The following is a 23,983-nucleotide window of genomic DNA, read 5'->3' as shown; positions in this document are numbered from 1 at the left end:
ATGAAGAGGACGCCCGATGTCTCTGCCTGCTGACCTGATGGAGCTCTCCGAGGAGGAGATCCGCGCGCATTACGACGCGGCGGCGGCGATGCTCGACGGGTTCGAGCACGCACCCCGGATCGGCGCGCCGCGCCCCGAGGCGCCGGTCGAGCGCTCGCCGGGGATCAGGCGCACGCGCCGGTTCCGCTCGACCACCCCGGGGCTGGTGACCCGGTCGACGGCCGCGCCCGACGGGGTGCACCTGGCACAGCGCGTGGAGGCCGTGGGCGGGGACGATCCGCTGGTGTCGCCCGTCGAGGCATCGGTCCTGTTTTCGCTGCGGCGCGCGATCGCCATCGCGCTGGCCGTGGGCGAGGGATACGCGCAGCAGACGGGGCTGGCCGAGCTCAAGAAGGCGAACCTGGCAGGCGCCCTGCCGCGCGAGCGGTCGGCGGCGTTCACCGAGCTGCTCGCCGCCGAGGCGCTGGTCGTTCTGGGGGTCTTCGCCAACGCGACCTCGTTCCTGCTGGCCTCGCAGGCGGGCGAGGTGTCGGTCGAGATCGGCCCGGTCGAGGAGGTGCTGACGGACAATGCGCTGCTCGGGCTTCACGGCGCGCTCTGGGAGCTCGACCAGGAGATCGGGTCGCATGCGGCGGACGAGGCGCGGCTGATCGCGACCGTCATCGCCTTCGCCGAGGCGCTGATGGAAAAGGTCGCCCTGCGCGCCCAGAGCGCGCCGCGGCTCGCCCCGTTCACCGGGGCCAGCTACCGGGTCGAGGCGGACGATCTCACCATCTCGGGCTTCCAGGCGGCGCGCCGCGCGCGGGGCACGACGCTCACCATGCAGTTCAAGAAACCGCACCAGGTGGTGGGCAACCACATCGCGAAATACCAGGCCATGAAGCTCGCCAAGATGCTCATGGCCTATGATTTCGAGCGCAAGCTCAACCCCTTCGCCGAACTGGGCGGTTTCATCTTCACCTTCATGGGCGACGGGATGCCGGGCACGGGCAAGACGACGCTCATCCAGATGATGGCGGGGCTCATCCACGGCTATTGCGAGGTGGCGGGCTATCCCTTCCGCTACCAGAACCTGTCGACCGAGAGCATCGACAGCTACCAGGGCAAATCGGCGCAGAACGCCAAGGCGTTCATCAACACCGTGATCGACCCGAACGTCATCGGCTTCGGCACGATCGACGACATCGACCAGCTCGCCGGCAAGCGCGGCGACCGGCAGTCCAGCGCCGGGCAGCTGGAGATCACCGCGGTGCTGATGGAGAGCTTCGCGGGGGCCAACACGGTGGTGCGCGGGAACTGCACCTTCGGCATGTTCTCGAACTACCCCGAGAACGTGGACGACGCGCTCCGGCAACGCGCGGGCGCGCGGTTCCTCGTGGACGGGCCGCGCACGCGGGAGGATTACATCGACATCCTCGCGCTTCTCATGGGCAAGAACCACGACATCCCGATGGGCGACCACGACCTCTACGCCGCGCAGGAGATCCGGAAGGCGGTGGCCGAGAGCTATGAGAGCCATGCGCGGCCGCAAGAGGACGGGCTGCTCGAAGTCTACGAGAGTGTCGCGCGCGACCTCGGCCGGCTCGACACCATCGCAAAGCTGGGCACCTACCTGAAGGCCATCCAGGAAGCCGATCCGCGCTTCACCGGCCGCGCGATCAAGAACATCACCGACGCCGTGAAGGTGCGTGCGATGGATTTCGAGCTTCCGGACGAATGGATGGAAGAGCCGGACCTGTTCCTGTTCAAGTCCTATGACGAGAAGAAGGGGATGATCGAGGAGTTGCGCCGGCCGATCACGATCGAGATGGTGATCCAGGAGATCAACCGCTACGCCGACAGCGAGTTCCGCTATGCCGACACGTCGGACGAGGCGGCAATCGAGAAGATGGTGCGCGACTTCGGGCTGACCGAAGAAGCGAAACGGCGCTTTGTCGCGTCGAAGGGGGACTGATGGTGGCGGATTGCGGATACCTGTTCGGGGCGACGGCGGCGCTGGCCGTGCTGGTCGCGGTGGCGGCGTGGATCGTGGGGCGGATCGTCGCTCGGATGAAGGAGGCGAACGCCTGGGTGATCCTGGGGGCGATCGTCGTGTCGCTCGCCGTGCTGCAGGTGGGCGCCAAGCTCGCCCTGGTGACGGTCTGGCTCTACGAACGCGCAGGGCTGGAGCCGGCGGCGGCCTGCGGCGGGCAGCTGGGCACCTTCGCCTTCGGCGGCACGCTGGTGATCATCGTGGCCTACGTGGGCGTGTTCTTCCTGAGCTTCCGGCGGTCGCGGACGGGGGTGTGATGCGGGGCGTGATCATCGGATCAGTGCGCAAACGGAGCCGGGGAGGGCCCGACCGCGGGTGGACGCGAAGCGCCCGCCCGTGGGGGCGGTCGCGCGCTGCCCGGCGTGCCGCCGGGCGCAGATCTTTGACCACAAACGTAGCGGTTTTTGTTGCAGCTTCGTTTCTGCCAGCCCCATCCCAAGCAGATGTATTGAAATGTGAGATAGTTGAGTTTGGGTCACTTTTGCCGAACGGAAGGACCGACGGCCGAGCAGAACTTGTAGAGTACACGCAAGAAGAGCCGATATTTGTCGACACGAAGACCGGCATCATAAGACACCGGTACTTTGGCACCGAAAGCTATCTTTTCCACAAAGTAATCTCCGACGGAACAGGCGGGTTTGGCTTCAGCGCACTCGCAACGGCTCATGATCTTTCTTCTGAGAGTAACACCGGAGGTACCGGGACCACCTATACTAACGTCATCACTTACCTCGGGCCCGGACCTATGCCTTTTGTGATTTGGGACGGCTTTGTAATGGCCTCTGGAGTATGCCGATGAAACGCCTCATCCAACGCGGCCTCATGTTCGGAAACCTGATCCGGGTGGACAGCCCGGCGCTGATCGAGCGCTACAACCGGGCGCTCAAGGCGCTCACGGGGCGCACGACCGGGCTCACGGATTTCCACATCGACATCTCGGGCTATTCCTACGAGGTGGGCGAGGAGTTGGGGGATCATCTCTACCTCAACCCGAACGGGGTGAACCGGCTGTTCATCATCCTGACCACCGAGCAGAAGACAGCACCTCTGCTCAACGCCAAGTTCTCGACCTCGCGCGGCATCCTCAAGCAGTTCATCGAGGAGAACAAGGCCAAGCTCTTCGCGCTCACCGCCCGGGACGCGGTGTCGGGCGAACTCGACAACTCGGTCTTCGACGCGTCCTCCCCCGCCCGGCTCTTCGACATCCGCACGATCACGGTGAACGCCGACACCACGCAGAGCCACGTGAAGAACGCGCGCGCGCTGGCCGACCGGATCGAGCGGTTCCGTACCGAAGACGACGCCTGGTTCGACGACGCGCTGATCGCAGAGATGATCGAGCTCGCCCGCACCACCGGGGACGTCACGCGCCAGCCCATCGACCTGGCACGCCCGACCTATACCCAGGACAATTTCTGGACCGCGCATTTCGGTGGGCTCTACGTGTTCCGCGACGTGGCGGAGCCGGGGGTGATCGCGGTCGGCGACAAGCACGCGCTCGGCGTGATGCCCATCGCCTCGACCTTGGATTTCGGGGACCGCAACGGGATCGCCGCCTTCCTCGAGGTGAACGCGCTCGTGGAGCCGATCATCAAGGCGCGCGGCGTCGACGGCGCGGCGATCCTGCGCCAGAAGATGGATTTCATCCTGATCGACGCGGCCACCAGCGCCGGGATCGAGATCGACGGGATGGACCCGCGCGCGCTGCACCGGCTGGCGCAGCGAATGGGGGCCGACCTGCCCGAGGAGTTTCTCAAGCTCAACCAGCTGGTGCGCTGGGCCCTGAACGGCGGCAAGTGGCCCCGGATCGCCAGCGATGACGCGAGCTATTTCTACACCCTGCGCGCGCGGCCCGATCACCCGGACCGCGACCTGATCAACATGCTGCTTTCCGAGCTCTCGCCGCTCGACATCCGCCAGCTCTTCATCTGCCACAAGCAGGCGTTCTACGACGCCTACGCGCGCTGGCCGGACGCCAAGAAGGAATACGTGGCCGAGTTCCTCCACCGCGACTACGCCGCCAACAAGGCCGGCGCGCGCGAGGCGCTCTTCGGCGGCGAAGAGCCCCGGGCCAGACCGGTGACCCCACCCCCCAAAGAGGATATAATCGACCTCGTGGGCCCGTGGGGCGCCGTCAGGAGGTAACACATGGCACTTCTAAGGCTCGTCGTCGTTCTGTTCCTGCTGTGCTCGGTGGTCTATCTGGCCGTGAGCTGGTACTCGCGCTCGGTCAGACGCGAGAAGCTGGAAAAGGAATGGGACGAGGATCATCCCGACGGCGGCGACAAGACGCAGCGCCAGACCTTCATCACGCAGGGGATGATCGACTACAACGACTCGATCCGGCCGAAGCTCCTGCTGCTCATCTACGTCGCGCCCGCGATCTTCGTGGGTGTCGTTCTCTACATCACCAACGCGAATTGAGGCCCCCATGCGCTATGTCCGCAACACGATCCTGACCATCTTCGTCGTCGCATTCGGGCTGCTGCTGCTCTACGTGCTGCCCCGTCACGACGTGGCCCGGATCACCGGGACCGAGATCATCCGGATGGATTTCTCGGCGCTGAACCGTCCGTTCTACGCGCAGTCCGACAGCGCCAGCACCGAGCTCGCCACCCGCGACGTGCGCCTGATCAACACGGTCAAGAAGCGCGAGGCGCTCCTGGGCCTGATCCGGCGCGACGCGGAGCGCGTCTTCGTCTACCGCAACGAGGACACGGGCTGGATCTGGCCGCCCTATTTCAAGTTCGATTCCTCTGACCTGCAGGCCGAGGCGCTGGCCAATGTCTCGGCCCCCGGCGAAGAGCAATGGGTGGTGATCACGCGCTACGGCTGGCGCAACCGGTTCTTCTCGATCTATCCCAACGCGGTGGCGATCAAGCCCGTGGCGGGGCCGGACGTGACCATCATCCCGTGGTTCAACATCTTCTTCTTCATCTTCCTGGCCGCCGCCGCGCTCTTCATCCGCACCATGTGGCGCCAGTTCCGCGAACGCACGCTGGACCCGGCGATGCAGGATGGGCGCGATGCCTGGGACAAGGTCGACGCCTACGCCGACGAACGCCGCGGCCGCCTGAGCCGCTGGTGGAAGAGCTGGACCGGGCGCTAAGCCCGGTGCCGAGCCGCCCCGCAGCCGACGCCCCGGGCACGGGGCCTTTCGTCTTGCTCCCCTCCCCGATCCAAGTTGACGTTACGTCAATTAGGTGATCCAAGTCTTCGTGACCGGGCCAGTGGCATGGTCTACTGTGTTGAAAAACACCAAAGTCCAAGAGGGAGACTCGATGAAACACCTTACCAAGACAGCCGCCGCGCTGGCGCTTCTGGCTGTGCCGGCCTTCGCCCAGCAGGACACGATCACGCTCGGCATGGTGCTGGAACCCCCGAACCTCGACCCGACCGGCGGCGCCGCCGCGGCGATCGACGAGGTGGTCTATGCCAACGTCTTCGAGGGCCTGACCCGCTTCGGCTCGGACGGCTCGATCCAGCCCGCGCTCGCCGAAAGCTGGGAGGTGAGCGAGGACGGCACCGTCTATACCTTCAAGCTGCACGAGGGCGTGACCTTCCACGACGGCTCGGAGATGAACGCCGACGACGTGGTCTTCACCCTGAACCGCGCGCGGGCCGAGGATTCGACCAACGCGCAGAAGGCGCTCTTCGCCGGGATCGACAGCGTCGAGGCGGTGGACCCGCTCACGGTGAAGATCACCCTGTCTGAGCCCAACGGCAACTTCCCGTTCAACATGGCCTGGGGCGACGCGGTGATCGTGGCCGAGGAAACCGTCGATCAGCTCGCCACCGACCCGATCGGCACGGGACCGTTCACCTTCAGCGAATGGGTGCAGGGCGATCACGTGACGCTGGTGCGCAACGAGAACTACTGGGGCGAGCCGGTGGCGCTGTCCACCGCCACCTTCAAGTTCATCTCCGACGGCAACGCCGCCTTCGCGGCGATGATGGCCGGCGACATCGACGCCTTCCCGAACTTCCCGGCGGTCGAGCTTCTGTCGCAGTTCGAGAACGACCCCCGCTTCGAGGTGATCGTGGGCTCGACCGAGGGTGAAACCATCCTCGCGATGAACAACCAGCAGCCGCCGCTCGATGACGTCCGGGTGCGCGAGGCGATCGCCCACGCGATCAACCGGCAGGACATCATCGACGGGGCCATGTTCGGATACGGCACGCCGATCGGCACGCATTTCGCGCCGCACAACCCGGACTACGTCGATCTCACGGACCTGTCGGACTACGATCCCGACGCCTCGCGCGCGCTGCTCGAGGAGGCCGGGGCCACCGACCTCACGCTGCGCCTGATGCTGCCGCCCCCGGGCTATGCCCGCAACGGCGGCGAGATCATCGCGGCCCAGCTGCGCGAGATCGGGATCGACATCGAGATCACCAACCTGGAATGGGCCCAGTGGCTCGAGCAGGTGTTCGGCGGCAAGGATTTCGATCTGACGATCGTGAGCCACACCGAGCCGGCCGACATCAACATCTACGCCCGTCCGGATTACTACTTCCAGTACGACAATCCGGACTTCCAGGCACTGATCGAGGAGCTGTCGGTCACCACGGACCCGGCCCGTCGCACCGAGCTGAACCAGGCCGCGCAGCGCATGATCGCCGAGGATTACGTGAACGCCTACCTGTTCCAGCTGGCCAAGGCAGGCGTGAAGAACGCCAACATCGAGGGGCTTTGGGAAAACGCCCCGACGCAGGCCAACGACCTGACGGACGTGCACTGGACCGAGTGATCGGACATACCTGAACGCGAGGGGCATCGGGGCCACCCGGTGCCCCTTTTTCATGGCCGCCCAGCGGTGCGCGGGCAGGCCCGCGCACAGGACTTGCGCCGCCCCGCGCGGGGCGGCGCCCGGGCGGGGGAGGCCAGCCTCCCCCGCACCCCCTCCGGCGTATTTGTCGAAAGATGAAAGGGACCGCTCAGGTGTTCGTGGGCACGTCCGCCAGGAAGGCTGCGAGCTCGGCCGGTTCGATCGGCTTGGGGAAGAGCCGGATGCCCGCCGCCGCGCAATTGTCGAGAAGCTCCGGCGATCGGTCGGCGGTGACGATGCAGGCCGGGACCGGGCCCAGCCGCGCGCGGATCGCGGCGATGGTGTCGGTGCCCAGCGCGCCGTCGTCGAGCTGGTAGTCCGCGATGATCGCGTCCGGGGTCACGCCGATCTCGTCGAGAAGCGCGTCGGCCTCGGCCGGCCCCTGCGCGGCCAGCACGCCGAGGTCCCATTTCTCGAGGATCGTGGTGAGCGCCCGCAGCACCTCGGCATCGTTTTCGATCAGCAGGACGAGCTCCGCCCCCTGCCCGCCGGGCCCCTGGAGCACACCCGCACGCCGCGCGGCGTCGGGCCGGGCGGCCGGGGCCGCGCGCGGCAGCGTGACCTTGAAGCCGGTCCCCTGCCCCGGTGCCGAGACGAGATCGAGATCGTGGTCGAGGAGCCGGCAGGCGCGCTCCACGATGGCGAGCCCCAACCCCATGCCGTCGGCCGCGCTGGCCGAGGCGTTGAGGCGGCGGAACTCGTCGAAGATGTCCTTCTGTTCGTTCGCGTCGATCCCCGGCCCGGTGTCCCAGACCTCGACCCTGAGGCGCGCGCCCTGCCGGCGCGCCCCGATCAGAACGCGGCCCTCCGGGGTATAGCGGATCGCGTTCGACAGGAGGTTCTGCAGGATGCGGCGCAGGTAGGTCGGGTCGCTCTCCACGATGGCGCGGGTGGGCACCGCGCGCAGGTCGAGCCCCTTCTGGCGGGCCATCGGGGTGAACTCCTCGACCAGCTGGTCGATCACCAGCTGCACCGGGATCGGCGCGATGTGGAGCGACGCCTTGCCGATGTCGAGCTTCGAGATGTCGAGAAGCACGTCGAGGATGTGCTCGACGCTTTCCAGCGCCCGGTTGACCTTGTCCACCACCGGAAGCTCGCCCGAGAGCGACGACAGGTAGAGTTTGGCCGCCGACAGCGGTTGCAGCAGGTCGTGGCTGGCCGCCGCCACGAAGCGGGACTTGGAGGCGTTGGCGCGCTCGGCCTCGGCCAGCGCGTCCTCGAGCGCCAGGGTGCGCTCGGCGACCCGCGCCTCGAGCCGCTCGTTGGCCTCCTTGATCGCGCGCACGGCGGTGCGTTCGGCGGTCACGTCGGTGACGCTCACGAGGAACCCCTGGTCGGGCATTTCCTGGGCATGGACCGCGAGGATCAGCATCGGACCCCGGGTGATCTCGAAGTTGAGCGGCGGGCGGCCGTCGGACCGGTCGACCCAGGCCTCCAGATCCTCGATCGTGGTGCCGTCGAGGAAGGTGACGTCGTCGCGGAAATGGTCGAGCAGGGTGGCGAAGCGCGTGCCGATACGCAGGAGCCGGGCGGGCACCGACAGGAGCGTGCCGACGCGCTGGTTCCAGCCGACGAGGCGGGCCTGGGCGTCGAAGATCGACACCCCCTGGTCGAGCTGTTCCAGGGTCGCGCGGATCACCCGGGACTGGTCGTCCAGCATCCGGTCGCGTTCCTGGCGTTCGAGCCGCATGATGTCGGTCACGTCGGTCTGCAGGATCACGGTGCCGCCGTCCGGGGTGCGGTGTTCGCTCACCTGCACCCAGCGGTTCCAGATCATGCGCACGTTGAAGATGACGTGGTCGTCCTCGTGCCGCTTCATCCGGCGTCGCGCCCAGTCGGCAGGCGTCTCGTCCTCCACCCGTTCGCGGTAGCGTGAGCGGCTGACGAGATCGACGTATTCGCGGAAGGTCAGCCCCGGCTGCACCCGGGCGCGGATGTCGGGCATGTGCAGGCCGAACCGCGAGTTGCACATGACCAGCCGCTCTTCGGGATCGAAAAGTGCAAAGCCCTCCTGCACCGTCTCGATCGCGTTGGCGAGGTTGGAACGCGCCTCCTCGGCCTCGCGATTGGCCTCGGCGAGCTTGGCGTTCGACATGTTGAGCAGGTCGAGCGTGTGTTCGAGGTCGCGGGTGCGCGCCTGCACCTCCTGCTCGAGCATCGCGGCGCGCTGGAACTGGGCATAGGCCGCGCCGTCGGTGTCCGTGTTGCGCTCCATCCGGCGCATCAACGCCTCGGTGATGCGAACGAGCTTCTCGGTCTGGCGCTCGGGCGGGTCGTTCGGGTCGAGCAGGTCGTGGATCACCGGTCGTCCTCCTCGGGCGGGTAGAAGGCCACGCCGGTCAGGGTCTGGTTGACATGCATGGAGTTGAATTGCTCGCCGTAGGTCGAAAAACCCACCACGTGGGCCGCGCTCATCAGGCGCGAGATCTCGCCCGACATCTGCTTCTGCTCTGCCTCCATGCGCCGCAGGATGCAGTCGCAGCCGAGGATGTTGGCGGGCGCGCCCTTCGCTGACAGCGAGGCCAGTTCCCCGCGCAGGTGATCGACCATGTTGCGGGGCTGGGCGAGCGACAGGACCAGACCTTCGTCGATGGCCGAGAAGAAGACCAGGTCGCCCGTGTCGGCCACGCGCTGGATCGCGCGCACGTGGTGCTGCTCGCCGATGCGCACGACGAGCGGGTGGGCCGCGAAGGTGAAGGTGGACAGCCCCTCGGGGTCCTTGCCCAGCACGCGGGCGTATTCGCGCGCGGCGGGTTCGGCGTTGATTTCCTGCACGATGCGCCGCTTCGGGTCGGCGCGGGTCACCACCATCCGGGTCTCGGTCGGCACGAGGTGGTCGGTCTTGAACACGCGCACCGGGCAGCGCGACCGGAACTGGGCCAGCACGGCGGCGTTGCGGTGGGCCTTGCCGTCGTGCAGCACGAAGGTTTCGCGAAACTCGGCCCCGTCGCCGGCCGAGCCGCCGAAAAGCGGCACGGGCCCCAGCCCCATCGCGAGGTCCGAGGTCAGCGCGTCCTCGCGCGTGGACAGCCCGTCGATCAGAACGAAGTTGAACTCGGCCGGCCAGTCCGGGTGTTCCTGCGCCATCTCGTGGCGGCGCTGGATCATCCGGTCGATGATCTGCTGGGCCGGGATGTCGTCGAGGTCCGCAATCAGGTGGAGGCGAGCGCGGAACAGATCGCGCGGGAAGCCGACCGCCACGATTTCGCCCTCGGTGTAGCCCTCGGGCGAGATCTCGCCCGCCGTGGAGCAGCCGATCACGCGGGTGCCCGCCCCGAAGCGGGCGGCGGCGGCGATGACCGTGTCGAAATCGGCCTGGGGAGAGACGAAGAGGACCACCAGTTCCATCTCGTCGGGGCCCAGCGCATCGAAGAGGCGTGGGACTGCGTCCGGGGCGTCGTGGCGCAGGTGGGCCACCCGCAGGACCGACCGGTCCTGCGCGCGTGTCATGGTGGCAGCGTCCAGCCCGCCCAAGCGGTCTCCTCCCAGGCTTGTCCCCGGCGAATGTTGCAGGTCAGCGCATGTCCTGCAAGACGCTGGCAAAGCTGGCCTGCTTGGCGATCAGGACGGCCTGCGTGCGGCTCTGCACGCCGAGCTTGCGCATGATCGCGGTGACATGGGCCTTCACCGTCGTCTCGGCGATCGACAGGTCGAAGGCGATCTGCTTGTTGAGTTTCCCGGCGCAGACCAGTTCGAGGATGCGTGCCTGCTGCGCGGTCAGGGTGGCAAGCCGTTCGGTCGCGTCCGCCGTGTCGCCGCCCTCCCCGTCATGTGGCACGTAGCCATCCGGAACGAAGGTGCCGCCCGCGCGGATCGTGTCGACCGCCGCGCGGAACACGTCGCGCGCGCTGTGCTTTGGAACGTAGCCCGCCGCGCCGGCCCGCAACGCGGCCCCGATCAGCCGGTCGTCTGTCATCGAGGACACCACCATCACCGGAACGCTCGCCGCCTTGGCGATGCGGATCAGGCCGTCGAGCCCTTCGACGTCCGGCAGGTTCAGGTCGAGCACCACGAGATCCGGGCCCGCCCCCGCCTCGAGCCGCGCAAGCGCGTCGGCCAGCCGCCCGGCCGTCTCGACCGTGTCGATGCTCGCGACGGCCTGAAGCGTCATCGCGAGCGCGTCGCAGAACAGCGGATGATCGTCGACGATGAGGGCAGAGGTCAGGTCCATTCCCACGTCCTTGTGCGGCCTCGGTGGGGCGAGTGTAGCAGGATGACGCGGAGGCGCCATATCCGCCATTGGTCGGACTGAACGAAGGTCGAATGGCGCAGGGACGGGCCCGGCCCTATCACCTTTCTCGATCTTGGGAGTCTGGGAGGGATCGCCATGCAACTGTCCGAAACCCGCGACATCGCCGCCGACCGCGCGACGGTCTGGGCCGCGCTTCTCGACCCCGAGGTGCTGAAGGCCTGCGTGCCGGGTTGCCAGGAGCTGACCGGATCCGTCGAAGACGGGTTCGACGCAGTGGTCGTGCAGAAGGTCGGCCCGGTGAAGGCCACCTTCAAGGGGCGCGTGGTGCTCTCCGACATCGATGCGCCCAACGCCCTCACGCTGACCGGCGAAGGCAAGGGCGGGGCCGCGGGCTTCGCCAAGGGCGGCGCGCGCGTCACCCTGTCGGATAGTCCCGAGGGCACGCGGCTGTCCTACGAGGTCGAGGCGAAAGTGGGCGGCAAGCTCGCCCAGCTGGGAAGCCGGATCGTCGACGGGTTCGCCAAGAAGATGACCGACGCCTTCTTCACCACCTTCCAAGACACCGTCGCGCCGCCCCGGTTGGAAGAGGCCGAAACCGAGGGCGAGGCCCCGGAGAGCGAAGAAAAAAAGGGCTGGATCAAGCGGACTTTTTCGCGCGGTCAAGCGTAGCGCTCGCGGGCTGCGCAATCCCCCTTTTCCATTCCGGGCGCGCACCGTAGGCTCCCCCACATGTTGCGCTTCGCTTTCACCCGCGCCCTGTCACTGGCGCTTTCGCTCCTCGTCGCTTCGGTGGTGATCTTCGCGGTGATCGAGGTGATCCCCGGCGACCCGGCCGCCTACATGCTGGGCCTGAACGCGAGCCCCGAAGCGGTGGCCGCCCTGCGCGAACAGCTGGGCTTGGACGGCAACGTGGCGATGCGCTACCTCGACTGGATGGGCGGGATGCTGACCGGCGATTTCGGCACGTCCTACACCTACAAGGTGCCGGTGGCGGAGCTGGTGAACCAGCGGCTTGCCGTGTCGGTGCCGCTGGCGCTCTACGCGCTCGTCCTGTCCACCCTGATCGCGCTGCCCATCGGCATCATCGCCGCCTCCGCACGCGGGTCGGCTGCGGATTACGGGATCATGGGGGCCACGCAGCTGGGCATCGCCGTGCCGAACTTCTGGTTCGCCATGCTGCTCGTGCTGATCTTCGCGGTGACGCTGCGCTGGTTCTCGGCCGGCGGTTTTCCGGGCTGGGACGCGGGCTTCTGGGTCGCGATGAAGGCGCTCACGCTGCCCGCCGTGGCCCTGGCGCTCCCGCAGGCCTCGATCCTCGCGCGCGTCATGCGCTCGGCGCTGATCGAGACACTGGGGCAGGACTACATCCGCACCGCCCGCGCCAAGGGGCTGTCGCGGCGCGAGGCGACGACACGCCATGCGCTCCGCAACGCGCTCATCCCGGTGCTGACCATCATCGGGCTCCAGTTCTCCTTCCTGCTCGCGGGGGCCATCATCATCGAGAACGTGTTCTACCTGCCCGGCCTCGGACGCCTGATCTTCCAGGGCATCACGCAACGCGACCTGATCGTGGTCGAAAGCCTCGTCATGCTGCTCGTCTTCGCGGTGATCCTCGTGACCTTCCTGGTCGACATCGCCTATGCCGCCGCCGATCCCCGGTTGAGGACGAAGCGATGAAGTGGCCCGTCTCGCTCGTCGCCGGCGCGGTGCTGTCGGTCCTCTTCGTGGTGGTCGCGCTCCTGTCCTTCGTCTGGACGCCGCACGACGTGGCGACGCTGGCCATCGCGGACAAGCTGCAACCCCCGTCGCCCACCTACTGGCTCGGCACCGATCATTTCGGGCGCGACACGCTGTCGATGCTCATGGTCGGCGCGCGCACCTCGATCGCGGTGGCCATCGTCGCGGTGGGGATCGGCATCGTCGTGGGCGTGCCGCTGGGCCTTGCCGCCGCCGCCAACCGCGGCAGCCTGATCGACGAGATCATCATGCGCGGCAACGACCTCGTCTTCGCCTTCCCCTCGCTCGTCATCGCGATCCTGATCACGGCCGTCTTCGGGCCCTCGGCGGTGAACGCGATCCTGGCCATCGGCATCTTCAACATCCCCGTCTTCGCGCGCGTGACGCGCGGCGGCGCGCTGTCGATCTGGACGCTCGACTACATCCTCGCGGCGCGGGTCGCCGGCAAGGGCAAGCTGCGCATCAGCGTCGAGCACATCCTGCCCAACATCCTCAACCTCCTGATCGTGCAGGGCACCATCCAGTTCTCGCTCGGCATCCTCGCGGAAGCGGCCCTGTCCTACATCGGGCTCGGGGCCCAGCCGCCCACGCCCAGCTGGGGCCGGATGCTCGCCGAGGCGCAGACCATGATCTACACCGCGCCGCGCCTTGCCATGTGGCCGGGGCTGGCGATCGTCGCGATGGTGCTGGGCCTCAACCTGATGGGTGACGGGCTGCGCGACCTGCTCGACCCCCGGGTGCGGAGGGAACGCGCATGATCCGCTGCGAAAAGCTCTCCGTCACCATCGGCGACGACGCGATCCTGCACGAGGTATCGGTCGACATCGCCCCGGGCAAGGTCACCGGGCTTGTGGGCGAAAGCGGGTCGGGCAAGTCGATGACGGCGCTCGCGATCATGGGCCTCCTGCCGCGCGGCGGAACGGCGACGGGCCGCGTGATGCTGGGCGACGAAGACCTTCTGACCATCCCGGAAAAGCGGCTATGCGACATTCGCGGCAACCGCATCGGCATGATCTTCCAGGAGCCGATGACGGCCCTGAACCCGGTCAAGACGATCGGTGACCAGGTGGCCGAAACGCTTTTCGTGCATGGCAAGGCCACGCGCGCCGATGCCCGCCGGATCGCGGCGGAAAAACTGGAGCGCGTGGGCCTGCCGCCCGAGCGCTTCCCGCTCTCGCGTTTCCCGCACGAGCTCTCCGGCGGCCAGCGTCAGCGCGTCGCCATCGCGATGGCCATCGCCCTGTCGCCCGAGCTTCTGATCGCGGACGAACCCACGACCGCGCTCGACGTGACCACGCAGGCCCAGATCCTCGACCTGCTCAAACGCCTGGTGGCCGAAGAGGGCATGTCGCTCCTCCTCATAACCCACGACCTCGCCGTGGTGGCCGGCATGGCGGATCATGTCGCGGTGATGAAGGACGGCGAGATCGTCGAGGCGGGCGCGACCGAGCCCCTGTTTCGCCGGATGGAGCATCCATATACCAAGCGGCTCTTCGCGGCCTCTTCGCATGCCCCCGAGCGCACGCCCCTGCCGGGCGGCGAACCGATCCTGACCGCCCGGAACGTGGTGCGCAGCTACCCGGGCGAACGGCGCGGGCTCTTCGGCCGCGCCGATCCGGTTCGTGCCGTCGACGGGGTCAGCTTCACCCTGGCACGCGGCGAAAGCCTCGGCCTGGTCGGCGAAAGCGGCTGCGGAAAATCCACGCTGACGCGCGCGCTCCTCGGCCTCGACGCGGTGCAGGCGGGCGAGATCACGGCCTTCGGCAACCGCGTGAGCCCGGACATCCCCAACGCCATGCGCGCCGGCATCCAGGTCGTGTTCCAGGACCCCTACGGCAGCTTCAACCCGCGCTGGCGTGTCGAACGGCTGGTGGCCGAACCCTTCCACCTGATGGCGGATCCCCCCACCGACCGGCGCGCGCGCGTGGCCGAGGTGCTCAAGGACGTGGGCATCGACCCGGCCGGGATGGACCGCTACATCCACGAGTTCTCCGGCGGTCAGCGCCAGCGCATCGCCATCGCCCGCGCGCTGATCACGAAGCCGGACCTCATCGTGCTGGACGAGGCGGTCTCGGCCCTCGACGTGTCGATCCGCGCCCAGATCCTCGACCTGATCGCGAAGCTCCAGGCCGAACACGGTCTGAGCTACATCTTCATCTCCCACGACCTGTCCGTCGTGCGCGCGGTGACGGACCGGGTGATGGTGATGCAGGCCGGCCGGATCGTGGAGACGGGCGAGACACAGGCCGTCTTCGATGCGCCCGAACACCCCTACACGCGGCAATTGCTCGCCGCGACCCCGACGATTCCCGAAGATTGGCAGGAGACGCATGATGCATGAGCATCTCTGGTACGACGCGACACAGGTACACATCGGCGGCGAATGGCGCGCGCCCGCGGGCGGCGGCCAGCTCGACCTCGAGGACCCCTCGACGGGCGAGGTGATCGGCACCATCGCACGCGGCACGCCCGAGGACATCGACGCGGCCGTCAGCGCGGCCCAGGGCGCGCTAGACGGTGATTGGGGGCGCATGAGCGCCACCGAGCGGGGCCGGATCCTGGCCGAGATCGGGCGGCTCGTGGAACGCAAACTCGACGACCTGGCCATCATCGAGGCGACGGACGTGGGCAAACCGCTCACCCAGGCGCGCAACGACGCCGTGGCGCTCGCCCGCTACATGGAATTCTACGCCGGTGCCGCCGACAAGGTGCATGGCGAGACGATCCCCTACCTCGACGGCTACACGGTCTACACGCTACGCGAACCGCACGGGGTCACCGGGCACATCATCCCGTGGAACTACCCGATGCAGATCATCGGCCGCTCGGTGGGCGCCGCCCTCGCGATGGGCAATGCCTGCGTCCTGAAACCGGCCGAGGAAGCCTGCCTCACGGCCCTGGCCTTCGTGGCGCTGGCCGAAGAGGCAGGGCTGCCGCCGGGTGCACTCAACGTGGTGCCCGGCCTGGGCGAAGAGGCCGGCGCGGCCCTGACCGCCCATCCCGGCATCCACCATATCAGCTTCACCGGCTCCGTCGGCGTGGGCTCGCTCGTGCAGGCGGCCGCGGCGCGCAACGTGGTGCCCGTGACGCTCGAGCTCGGCGGCAAATCACCCCAGATCGTCTTCGAGGACGCCGACCTCGACGCGGCCCTGCCCTTCCTCGTGGGCGCCTGCATCCAGAACGCGGGCCAGACCTGCTCGGCCTCCTCGCGCGTGCTGATCCAGCGCCCGATCTACGAGGAACTGGTGGAGCGCATGGGCGCGCGCTACGACGCGATGATCTCGGCCCCGGCCCGGATGGACTCGAACCTCGGCCCGCTCATCTCGGCGCGCCAGAAGGAAATCGTGACGGCCTACCTCGACCAGGGCCAAGACCTGCGCGTGGCCGGGATGGGATCGGTCGCCGAAGGCGCGCCGGAAGGCGGCCATTACGTGCCCGCCACGCTCTTCGCCGACGTCTCCCCCGACCACCCGCTCGCGCAGGAGGAAATCTTCGGCCCGGTCCAGGTCGCCATCCCCTTCGACACCGAGGAAGACGCCATCCGCATCGCCAACGGCACCGACTACGGCCTCGTGGCCTCCGTCTGGACCGAGAACGGCGCGCGCCAGATGCGGCTCGCCAAGGCGATCAAGGCCGGCCAGGTCTTCATCAACAACTACGGCGCGGGCGGCGGCGCGGAACTGCCCTTCGGCGGGATCGGCAAATCCGGCCACGGCCGCGAGAAGGGCTTCGAGGCGCTCTATGGCTTCTCGACCCTGAAGACCGTTGCGGCCAAACACGGCTGACGTCCCGCCCGCCCTTCATCGTTCCGGAAATACTTCGGGAGGGTCCGGGAGGGCAGCGCCCTCCCGGCGGGTCGCCCGCGCCAGCGGGCGACACACGCGATCGCCGGCTTGGGGCTTGCCCTTCGCCGGTCCTCGGCGCAGGCTGCGCCAAAACGGGAGGTGCCGATGCGGCTTGAAGGAAAAACGGCGATCGTCACGGGCGGTGGCTCCGGCTTCGGAGCCGGGATCGTACGGAAATTCGCGACCGAGGGCGCGCGCGTCTGCGTCGCCGACATCAACGAGGACGCGGCCCGGGCCGTGGCCGAGGAGGTCGCGGGCGTGGCCCTGCAAGTCGACGTATCCGACGCGGCATCGGTCGCGACCTTCGCCGAAACCGCCCGCGCACGGATGGGCCCGATCGACATCATCGTGAACAACGCCGGTATCACCCACCTGCCCAAGCCGATGGAAGAGGTCGACGAGGACGAGTTCGACCGCGTCTTCGCGGTCAATGCCAAGTCCGTCTACCTCATGGCCCGCGCCTTCGTGCCGGGGATGAAGACCGCGGGCACCGGCGCGATCCTGAACGTGGCCTCGACGGCCGGGGTGAGCCCGCGCCCCAATCTCAACTGGTACAACGCCTCGAAGGGCTGGATGATCACCGCGACCAAGACGATGGCCGTGGAGCTCGCCCCGTTCGGCATCCGCGTGAACGCGCTCGCCCCCGTGGCCGGGGAAACCCCGCTCCTGTCGTCCTTCATGGGCGAGGACACCCCCGAGATGCGCACGAAGTTCCTCTCCACGATCCCGCTGGGCCGCTTCTCCACGCCGGAGGACCTGGGCAACGCCGCCTGTTTCCTGTGCTCGGAAGAGGCCTCGATGATCACCGGGGTCGCGATGGAGGTCGACGGCGGCCGCTGCATCTGAGCGCGGCGCAGCCGGGGGTTTCACCCCCCCGGACCCCCGTGACGTATTTTCGGAAAGATGAAAGGGACCCCATGCGCCCCGGAACCAAGAACCTGATCACCGATGTCGCCGGGCTGGCCGTGGGCAACGCCGCGGACCCGGGCGTGAAGTCCGGGGCGACGGTGCTGCTGGGCGAGGCGCCCTTCGTCGCCGGCGTCCATGTCATGGGCGGGGCGCCGGGCACGCGGGAGACCGACCTCCTGGCCCCCGACAAGACGGTGCAGGAGGTGGACGCGCTGGTGCTTTCGGGAGGCTCGGCCTTCGGGCTCGATGCGGCCTCGGGCGTGGCGGACGCGCTGCGCGCGCAGGGGCGCGGCTTCGCCGTGGGGCCTGTGAACGTGCCCATCGTGCCCGGGGCGATCCTGTTCGATCTCGTGAACGGCGGTGACAAGGACTGGGCCGAGCCCCCCTACAAGGCGCTCGGGCGGGAGGCCTTGGCCTCGGCCGGGGCGGATTTCGAGCTGGGCAGCGTCGGCGCGGGGACCGGTGCGCTGACCGGCGACCTCAAGGGCGGGCTGGGGTCGGCCTCGCTGGTGTTCGAAAGCGGTATCACGGTCGGGGCGCTCGTCGCCGTGAACCCCGTGGGCGGCGTCACCGGGCCCGAGGGCCAGTTCTGGGCCAACCCCTGGGAATTCGACGGCGAGTTCGGCGGGCGCGGCCCGGTCGCAGGCTTCGATCCCGGCGCGACGCCCGTGACCAAGCTCACCCAGGGTGCGGCCACGACCATCGCCATCGTCGCGACCGATGCCGCGCTCACGCAGGCGCAGGCCACGCGCATGGCGACCGCCGCCCACGACGGCATGGCGCGCGCGATCCATCCGAGCCACACGCCGCTCGACGGGGACCTGGTGTTCGCGGCCGCTACCGGGGGGCGCGCGCTCGAGACCCCGGAGGTCGAGCTGATGCTGCTGGGTCATGCCGCCGCCACCTGCCTTGCCCGGGCCATCGCGCGGGGGGTCTACCACGCCACCCCCGCCCAAGGGGACCTGCTGCCCACCTGGCGGGAGCGGTTCGCCGGGCATTGACCGGGCCCGGGTCAGGGTCGAGACTGCACCCATCGTCCAAGATCAATTTCCGGAGGACCCCATGTTTCGCATCACCAGCCTGACCGCCGCGCTCGCCCTCGCCACCGCCCCCGTGTTCGCCGACGAGGTGACCGACACCCTGTCCTCGGCGCTCGCGGCCTACGAGGACGGCGACCTGCAATACGCGATCGAGGAGCTGGATTACGCCAAGTCGCTGATCAACGCGATGAAGACCCAGGCGCTCGAGGATTACCTGCCCGAACCGCCGGAGGGCTGGACCCTGTCGGTCGACAGCGACATGGGCGCGGGCATGGCCTTCATGGGCGGCGGCGTCGGCATCGAGGGTGAATATTCCAACGGCTCCGACCGGTTCACGATCAGCATCATGGTGGACAACCCGATGGTGTCGGCCTTCGGCGGCATGCTGGCCAATGCCGCGATGCTGGGCATGAAGGTCGAGCGCATCGGGCGTCAGAAGTTCATCGTGGACGACGGCGAGATCACCGGGCTCATCGACAACCGCATCCTGGTGCAGGCGGACGGCGCCGCGCCGGAGGTGATCCTGCCGCTTCTGGAGACGATGGACTTCGAAGCGCTGGCGGATTTCCGGGGCTAGGAACCCGCGCGCAGAGGTTTGCGTTTCGCCGAAAAACGCTATAAGCGAATATTAACTTAACATGTTAATCAATGGAGGGCGCATGCCACGCGATACCACCGACCTTGCCGGGATGCTGAAGGATCCCTCGCTGCTCGTGACCAAGGCTTACGTCGCGGGCGACTGGATCGACGCCGATGACGGGGCCACCTTCGAGGTGACGAATCCCTCGCGCGGCGACGTGATCTGCACCGTGCCGGACCTGGGCCGCGCCGAGACCGCGCGTGCCATCGCGGCGGCCGAGGCTGCCCAGAAGGACTGGCAGGCGCGCACCGCGAAGGAGCGCGCGACGATCCTGCGCCGGTGGTTCGACCTGATGATGAAGAACCAGGACGATCTCGGCACGATCCTGTCGGCCGAGATGGGCAAGGCCCTGACCGAGGCGAAGGGCGAAATCGCCTACGGCGCCTCGTTCATCGAGTGGTTCGCCGAAGAGGGCAAGCGCGTCTACGGCGAGACGATCCCGGGCCACCAGCCCGACAAGCGCCTCATGGTGATCCGCCAGCCGGTGGGCGTGGTGGGCGCCATCACGCCGTGGAACTTCCCCAACGCGATGATCACCCGCAAGTGCGGCCCGGCGCTCGCCGCCGGCTGCGGCTTCGTGTCGAAACCGGCAGGCGAGACGCCGCTGTCCGCCCTGGCGATCGCCGTGCTGGCGGAGCGCGCGGGGCTTCCGGCCGGGATTTTCAACGTCGTGACCTCTTCGGCCTCGGCCGATATCGGCAAGGAATTCTGCGAGAACCCGGCCGTGCGCAAGCTCACCTTCACGGGCTCGACCGAGGTGGGGCGTATCCTTCTGAACCAGGCGTCCGCGCAGGTGATGAAATGCTCGATGGAGCTCGGCGGCAACGCGCCCTTCATCGTCTTCGACGATGCCGACCTCGATGCCGCCGTGCAGGGCGCGATCGCCTGCAAGTTCCGCAACAACGGCCAGACCTGCGTCTGCGCCAACCGGATCTACGTCCAGGACGGCATCTACGACGCCTTCGCCGAGAAATTCGCCAAGGCCGTGTCCGAGCTCAACGTGGGTGACGGGCTGGACGAGAGCACGGACCTGGGCCCGCTCATCACCGAGAAGGCGATGAAGAAGGTCGAGGAGCACCAGGAGGACGCGACCCGGAAGGGGGGCGAGGTGATCCTGGGCGGCAAGCCGCATGACCTGGTCGGGCTCTACTATGAACCCACGGTGATCAAGAACGCGACGCAGGACATGGCCTGCGCCACCGAGGAGACCTTCGGCCCCTTCGCGCCCCTGTTCCGCTTCACCGACGAAGAAGACGTGATCGCCAAGGCGAACGACACGATCTTCGGGTTGGCGAGCTACTTCTACGCCCGTGACCTGAGCCGGGTCTACAAGGTGGCCGAGGCGCTCGAATACGGGATCGTCGGGGTGAACACCGGCATCATCTCGACCGAAGTGGCACCGTTCGGCGGGGTCAAGCAATCGGGTCTCGGGCGCGAAGGCTCGCGCCACGGGATCGAGGATTACCTCGAGATGAAATACATCTGCATGTCGGTCTGATGCCGACCGTCACGCGGCGGCGGGCGCTGGCACGCCGTCGCGTCCTTTGCCGTGGGGCACGAGGAAGGCCAGGGCGGCACAAACCAGTGCCGCGATGAGGCCCAGGAGGTAGATCGTCGAGAAGTTGCCGATGACGGTCGCCGGGGTCGCGGCGGCAAGGATCGCGCCGATGACCGCCGAGGCGGTCGTCGTACCGAAGGAGCGCATGAAGGCGTTGAGGCCATTGGCCGCGGCGGTCTCGCTCACCGGCACCACCGCCATGATCTGCGCGGGCATCGCGGCATAGCCCAGCCCGATGGCGACACCGATCACCGTGTTCACGAGCGCGATGCGCCAGAAGTCGAGGTCGGCCACCAGGCAGAAGAGATAGGCGGCCGCCATGATCAGAGCGCCGGTCACCAGAAGTAGCCGCGGGCCGATTGTGCGCTCCAGACGCCCTGCCACCGGTGCGGCGGCCAACATGGCAAGCCCGGCGGGCATGAGCGACAGGCTGGCCGGGATCAGGTCGAGCCCAAGGCCCCCGATCGCCTCGGGCAGTTGGAGGAGCTGCGGGAAGGCGATGTTGGAGGTGAAGAGGGCGAAGCCCATCGCCACGGACGCCAGGTTGGTGAGCAGGATCGCGGGACGGGCGCTGACCCGGAGGTCGACAAGCGGGTTGTCGGCCCTGAGTTCGTACCAGCCCCAGATCGCCAGGCTCGTGCCGCCGATCACGAAACCGGCCACGGTCGGCGCCGACGACCAGCCCCAATCGTTCCCGCGCGAGATCGACAGGAGTACACCGACGAGCCCGACGGTCAGCCCGATCATGCCGGGCACGTCGATCCGGCCATAGCTGCGCACCCCGGTCGGGGGCACGATGGCCACGATCAGGACAAGCGCGACAGCGGCAAGCCCGGCGGTGAGGGTGAAGAGGGTGTGCCAGTCATAGTACTCCGTCACCACCGCCGAGAGCGGCAGGCCGATCGCCCCGCCGACGCCGAGCGTGGCGGACAGGAGCGCGATGGCGGTGCCGAGCCACGCCTTGTCGATCACGTCGCGCAGGAGCGACATGCCGATCGGGATGATCCCCATCGATACGCCCTGAAGCGCGCGGCCGACGAGCACGCCGGGCAGGTTGTCGGACACCGCCGCGAGGGTCGAGCCCGCGACAAGCAGTCCCATCAGCCAGATCGCGATGCGGCGTTTGCCGTACATGTCCCCCAGCCGGCCCGAGATCGGGACCATGATCGAGAACGACAGGAGCGTCACCGTGATCACCCAGGCGGTCTGGGACGCAGGCGCGTCGAGCAGCTCCGGCAGGCTGCTCTGGATCGGGATCAGCAGCGTCTGGGTGAAGGCGGCGCACAGGCAGGCGCAGGCCAGTGTCGCGACGACGAGCCGTTGGCGGGTGCTCGAATGGCGTGCGGGCATGGGCCCGGGCGATTGGGACATGGTCTGCGCCTTGAAGGTTTGATATTTCGGATCAAATATGAGACGGAGTATCAACTGAGGCCGGGAGTGTAAAGCGAGGCGATGCCGGAGACCGTGAAACTGCGCGCACGCGACGCGATGCGGCGCGAGCTTGCCAATGCGGCGCTGGACGTGGTGCTCGACCACGGGTTCGACGCGCTGACGGCCGATGACATCGCCGCGGCCATCGGCATGTCGCGGGCCACGTTCTTTCGCCAGTTCGGGTCGAAGGAGGGGGCAGTGGTCGCCGCTTATACCGGCACCTCGGCACAATTCGCCGACGCCTTCCGCCGGACTGCGCGCAACGGCGGCGGCACCCGCTGGAGCCAGCTGCGCATGGCGGTGGAGCCGGCCGTACTATTCGCAGAGGCGGACCCGGCGCGCATTCGGCGCCGCCTTGCCTTCCTGGGGGAACATCCAAGGATATTCGCCCGTCTGAAGCAGGAACGCGTCGCCCAGATCGACCAGCTTGCCCAGGCGATGCAGGACACCGGGGTCGGCGCGTTCGAGAGCCAGATCCTGGCCAACGCCGCGATCTCGACGCTGGACCAGGGCTTCCAGCACTGGATGCTGCAGGACACGCAGTCGATCCGCGTGATGATCGACGCGGCCTTCGCCCATCTCGACGCTGCAGGCCGCCCCGCCTGAGTACCCGCCCCTACCCGGCGCGGGCCCCGCTCATCCGCTCGCCCGGTGCACCGCCACGCCCGCACCGGAGCCGAACAACCTGCGGCCCTTGTCCATTTCGGCCCGTTCGGCCCGCATGCCCGCGACCATGACCTCGCATACGTCGGAATAGCCGCCCCACCAGGCGGACGCGACCTGCGGATGGTCCCAATCCGGCAGGAATTCGATCAGCGTCTCGAGGAAGACCGCGCCGAAGACGGGAAAGAATTCCTCCCTCACGCCGATCCGGGCGTGACGGCGCCCGAACTCCATCAGTTCGGCATCCAGTTCGCGCCCCTTTTCCATCCCGCGCATGGTCATCGAGATGGTCGAGTAGAGCATCAGCTCCTGCTTCTTGCGGTCATGCACGAACAGGCGCTGAACCTGCGGCAATTGCGCAAACAACTTGTCGTAGAACCGCGCGGAAAACGCCACGCGGTCGGAATAAAGCTCGCCAAGACAATTGCGAACAAGCCCATGTTTGTTCAAAGGCATGTCCCCACTCCTATGATTGAAAGACCCACGAGGTATCGGACCCGCGGGTTAACAATCGGTAGCTTTTTCAGGGGCTCGATCCTTCGAGTTTTATCCAAACCGTCCGAACGAAAAAACGCGCGGGCCGGGGCCCGCGCGCTGCACCTTCAGATCGTGGGATCGATCAGGCCTCGATCGCCTTGGCCTCCAGGTCATCGCTCTTGGCGATCTCGATCCGGCGCGGCTTCAGCGCCTCGGGCACTTCGCGCACGAGATCGACGTGGAGCATGCCGTTCTCATGGACGGCACCCGTGACCTTCACGTGGTCGGCCAGGTGGAACCGGCGCTCGAAGGCGCGGGTCGCGATGCCGCGGTGAAGATAGGTCTTCTGCGCACCGTCCTCGGCCTTCTTGGCCGAAATCACGAGCGAATGCTCCTTCACCTCGACCGAAAGCTCGGCATCGGTGAAGCCGGCCACGGCGACGGAAATCCGCCAGGCGTCGTCCGCGGTCTTCTCGATGTTGTAGGGGGGGTAGCTCTCACGGCTGGTTTCGTTGGTGAGAACCCGGTCCATCAGGTCGGCGATCTGGTCGAAGCCGACAGTGGCACGGTACAGCGGGGTCATGTCGAAATTTCGCATGGTCATCCTCCATTGAGCGATAACATGTAGGG

22 protein-coding genes are annotated in these 23,983 nt (G+C 67.7%); 16 read left to right on the top strand and 6 right to left on the bottom strand.

Going from position 1 to position 23,983, the window contains the following annotated elements:
• The first annotated feature begins 16 nt into the window (after positions 1-16).
• From GQE99_RS05250 to GQE99_RS05225, 6 genes are all read left to right on the top strand, one after another.
• Positions 17-1,954: an AAA family ATPase gene (locus GQE99_RS05250; protein ID WP_161350539.1), complete on the top strand. Its 1,938-nt coding sequence runs from the start codon at positions 17-19 to the stop codon at positions 1,952-1,954.
• The gene (locus GQE99_RS05245) at positions 1,954-2,289 is read left to right on the top strand and encodes a hypothetical protein (RefSeq protein WP_161350538.1); all 336 of its coding nucleotides are present in this window, start codon (positions 1,954-1,956) and stop codon (positions 2,287-2,289) included. Before GQE99_RS05250 ends, GQE99_RS05245 begins: the two co-directional genes overlap by 1 nt.
• A 538-nt stretch (positions 2,290-2,827) precedes the next feature.
• A complete protein-coding gene (locus GQE99_RS05240; protein WP_161350537.1) occupies positions 2,828-4,177 on the top strand; it encodes a DUF6638 family protein in 1,350 nt (449 codons plus the stop codon).
• Between the two features lie 3 nt (positions 4,178-4,180).
• Positions 4,181-4,456, top strand: a complete 276-nt coding sequence (locus GQE99_RS05235) for a hypothetical protein (protein ID WP_161350536.1) — start codon at positions 4,181-4,183, stop codon at positions 4,454-4,456.
• A gap of 7 nt (positions 4,457-4,463) precedes the next feature.
• Positions 4,464-5,141: a DUF1523 family protein gene (locus GQE99_RS05230; protein WP_161350535.1), complete on the top strand. Its 678-nt coding sequence runs from the start codon at positions 4,464-4,466 to the stop codon at positions 5,139-5,141.
• Positions 5,142-5,313: 172 nt separating this feature from the next.
• The gene (locus tag GQE99_RS05225; protein WP_161350534.1) at positions 5,314-6,783 is read left to right on the top strand and encodes an ABC transporter substrate-binding protein; all 1,470 of its coding nucleotides are present in this window, start codon (positions 5,314-5,316) and stop codon (positions 6,781-6,783) included.
• 187 nt (positions 6,784-6,970) lie between these two features.
• Here the strand turns inward: GQE99_RS05225 and GQE99_RS05220 are convergent, their stop codons facing one another.
• The 3 genes from GQE99_RS05220 to GQE99_RS05210 all read right to left on the bottom strand — a co-directional run bounded on the left by GQE99_RS05220 (position 6,971) and on the right by GQE99_RS05210 (position 11,032).
• Positions 6,971-9,163: a hybrid sensor histidine kinase/response regulator gene (locus GQE99_RS05220; protein ID WP_161350533.1), complete on the bottom strand. Its 2,193-nt coding sequence runs from the start codon at positions 9,161-9,163 to the stop codon at positions 6,971-6,973.
• A complete protein-coding gene (locus tag GQE99_RS05215; RefSeq protein ID WP_161350532.1) occupies positions 9,160-10,311 on the bottom strand; it encodes an FIST N-terminal domain-containing protein in 1,152 nt (383 codons plus the stop codon). Before GQE99_RS05215 ends, GQE99_RS05220 begins: the two co-directional genes overlap by 4 nt.
• 64 nt (positions 10,312-10,375) lie before the next feature.
• Entirely contained in the window at positions 10,376-11,032 is a 657-nt protein-coding gene (locus tag GQE99_RS05210; RefSeq protein WP_161350531.1) for a response regulator transcription factor, read from the bottom strand.
• A 156-nt stretch (positions 11,033-11,188) separates the two neighbouring features.
• Between GQE99_RS05210 and GQE99_RS05205 the strand changes: the two genes are divergently transcribed.
• The 9 genes from GQE99_RS05205 (at position 11,189) to GQE99_RS05165 (ending at position 20,722) form a co-directional block, all read left to right on the top strand.
• Positions 11,189-11,722: a CoxG family protein gene (locus GQE99_RS05205; RefSeq protein ID WP_161350530.1), complete on the top strand. Its 534-nt coding sequence runs from the start codon at positions 11,189-11,191 to the stop codon at positions 11,720-11,722.
• A gap of 60 nt (positions 11,723-11,782) precedes the next feature.
• Positions 11,783-12,730 carry an ABC transporter permease gene (locus GQE99_RS05200; protein ID WP_161350529.1) on the top strand — a complete coding sequence of 316 codons (948 nt, stop codon included), beginning with the start codon at positions 11,783-11,785 and terminating at the stop codon, positions 12,728-12,730.
• Complete coding sequence (locus GQE99_RS05195) at positions 12,727-13,548, top strand: ABC transporter permease (RefSeq protein ID WP_161350528.1); 822 nt, start codon at positions 12,727-12,729, stop codon at positions 13,546-13,548. The genes GQE99_RS05200 and GQE99_RS05195 overlap by 4 nt, the downstream gene beginning before the upstream one ends.
• On the top strand, positions 13,545-15,131 hold the full coding sequence (locus GQE99_RS05190) for an ABC transporter ATP-binding protein (RefSeq protein ID WP_161350527.1): 1,587 nt from the start codon (positions 13,545-13,547) through the stop codon (positions 15,129-15,131). Before GQE99_RS05195 ends, GQE99_RS05190 begins: the two co-directional genes overlap by 4 nt.
• Positions 15,124-16,575, top strand: coding sequence for an aldehyde dehydrogenase family protein (locus GQE99_RS05185; protein WP_161350526.1), 1,452 nt, complete (start codon positions 15,124-15,126; stop codon positions 16,573-16,575). The genes GQE99_RS05190 and GQE99_RS05185 overlap by 8 nt, the downstream gene beginning before the upstream one ends.
• Before the next feature lie 165 nt (positions 16,576-16,740).
• Positions 16,741-17,481, top strand: a complete 741-nt coding sequence (locus GQE99_RS05180) for a glucose 1-dehydrogenase (protein WP_161350525.1) — start codon at positions 16,741-16,743, stop codon at positions 17,479-17,481.
• A gap of 71 nt (positions 17,482-17,552) precedes the next feature.
• Positions 17,553-18,545, top strand: a complete 993-nt coding sequence (locus tag GQE99_RS05175; RefSeq protein ID WP_161350524.1) for a P1 family peptidase — start codon at positions 17,553-17,555, stop codon at positions 18,543-18,545.
• A 61-nt stretch (positions 18,546-18,606) separates the two neighbouring features.
• Positions 18,607-19,161 (top strand): hypothetical protein, encoded by a 555-nt coding sequence (locus GQE99_RS05170; protein WP_161350523.1) that lies wholly within the window; start codon positions 18,607-18,609, stop codon positions 19,159-19,161.
• 82 nt (positions 19,162-19,243) lie between these two features.
• Positions 19,244-20,722, top strand: coding sequence for an NAD-dependent succinate-semialdehyde dehydrogenase (locus GQE99_RS05165; RefSeq protein ID WP_161350522.1), 1,479 nt, complete (start codon positions 19,244-19,246; stop codon positions 20,720-20,722).
• Positions 20,723-20,731: 9 nt separating this feature from the next.
• Here the strand turns inward: GQE99_RS05165 and GQE99_RS05160 are convergent, their stop codons facing one another.
• On the bottom strand, positions 20,732-22,153 hold the full coding sequence (locus GQE99_RS05160; protein WP_202530585.1) for an MFS transporter: 1,422 nt from the start codon (positions 22,151-22,153) through the stop codon (positions 20,732-20,734).
• 81 nt (positions 22,154-22,234) lie between these two features.
• Between GQE99_RS05160 and GQE99_RS05155 the strand changes: the two genes are divergently transcribed.
• A complete protein-coding gene (locus GQE99_RS05155) occupies positions 22,235-22,819 on the top strand; it encodes a TetR/AcrR family transcriptional regulator (protein ID WP_161350521.1) in 585 nt (194 codons plus the stop codon).
• A gap of 30 nt (positions 22,820-22,849) precedes the next feature.
• Here the strand turns inward: GQE99_RS05155 and GQE99_RS05150 are convergent, their stop codons facing one another.
• Both GQE99_RS05150 and GQE99_RS05145 read right to left on the bottom strand, forming a co-directional pair.
• A complete protein-coding gene (locus tag GQE99_RS05150; protein ID WP_161350520.1) occupies positions 22,850-23,332 on the bottom strand; it encodes a globin domain-containing protein in 483 nt (160 codons plus the stop codon).
• 163 nt (positions 23,333-23,495) lie between these two features.
• A complete protein-coding gene (locus GQE99_RS05145) occupies positions 23,496-23,951 on the bottom strand; it encodes an Hsp20 family protein (protein WP_202530584.1) in 456 nt (151 codons plus the stop codon).
• Positions 23,952-23,983 lie beyond the last annotated feature (32 nt).

Origin of the sequence: Maritimibacter harenae, from assembly GCF_009882975.1 — a bacterium.
Lineage (GTDB): Bacteria > Pseudomonadota > Alphaproteobacteria > Rhodobacterales > Rhodobacteraceae > Maritimibacter > Maritimibacter harenae.
This window is presented reverse-complemented; position numbering and strand designations above follow the sequence as displayed.